The organism is Thermus sp. LT1-2-5 (genome assembly GCF_040363165.1).
GTDB lineage: Bacteria > Deinococcota > Deinococci > Deinococcales > Thermaceae > Thermus.
This window is the reverse complement of record NZ_BSRG01000034.1, coordinates 1-1,088: the sequence shown is the minus strand read 5'-3', so window position 1 is coordinate 1,088 and position 1,088 is coordinate 1. Positions and strand designations below refer to the sequence as shown.

The window sequence follows — 1,088 nt, the reverse complement described above, 5'->3', positions numbered from 1 at the left end:
TTAGGAAACTTGTGGTCCCGCACCTTCGTCCCACGCCGCACTTCCCGGATAAACCGCTCCATCAGGTTGGTGCTCCGCAGGTACGGCCAAAGCACCTTGGGGTACCCGTAGAACCGCAGGAAGGCCCCCGAATCCTGTACCCAAAGCCCCACCACCCCCGGGTACCGCGAACCCCAGGCGGCCTTCACCTCCTCCAAGGCCCCAAGAGCTTCTTCCCGGCTCTCCGCCCCGTACACCCGCCTCAGGTCCTCCGCCAGCAGGCCCCGGTCCCGCGCCCGCACCTGGGACAGGCTCCACCGCACCCCGTGCACCACGCACCGCTGCCACTCCGCCTGAGGGTAGACCCTGCGGATCGCCTCGGGAAGCCCGGGCAGCCCGTCGGTGATGAAGAGCAATACCCGCCGCAGGCCCCGCTGCCAAAGCTCCCCCAGGACCCCCTCCCATCCCAGGGCGCTCTCCGTGGGCAACAGCCAAAACCCCAGGACCCGCCTCTCCCCATTAGGGGCGATGCCCAGGGCCACATACACGCTTTCCCGTACGATCCCTTCTCCTTCCCTGAAGACCTTTAGGGAAAGCCCGTCCAGGTAGACGAAGGCCATCTCCTCGGGCAAAAGCCGGGTGCGGAAGGCTCCTGCCGCCTCCAGGACTTGGTCGGTCAGAGCGCTTAGGGTCTCGTGGGAGTAGCGGTGGCCTAAGAGCAGGCTCAATATCTCGGCCGCCTTGCGCTGACTGACCCCGGCGGCGTAAAGGGCTACCGCCACTTCCCCCACGTCCACCAGGCGGCGGGCGTAGGGCTTAAGGAAAGCCGGGTAATACCGAGATTCCCGATCCCTAGGGACCTTCAGGTCCACCTGGCCGAAGGTGGTCTCCAGCTTGCGGGGGTAGTAGCCGTTCCTGCGGCCCCCGTGCACCTGCAAGAAGGCCGTCCGGTCCAACTCCAGAACCGTCTGCAAAACCTCGGCCACCGTCTCCCGCACCGCTTCCCTCAGCAAGATTCGCAAGGTATCCTGGTCCACGGGGCACCTCCTCGTGCTAAGGTGTGCCCCCCTATTAAACACGGACCCTTACACATAAATCCTTACACGACC

Annotated in this window: 1 protein-coding gene; it reads right to left on the bottom strand. The window is 65.2% G+C overall.

The genetic code is table 11. From position 1 onward, the window contains the following. A partial coding sequence (locus ABXG85_RS12885) for an IS256-like element ISTth4 family transposase (RefSeq protein ID WP_353514003.1) occupies positions 1-1,058 on the bottom strand: 1,058 nt, incomplete at its 3' end. Between the last annotated feature and the right edge of the window lie 30 nt (positions 1,059-1,088).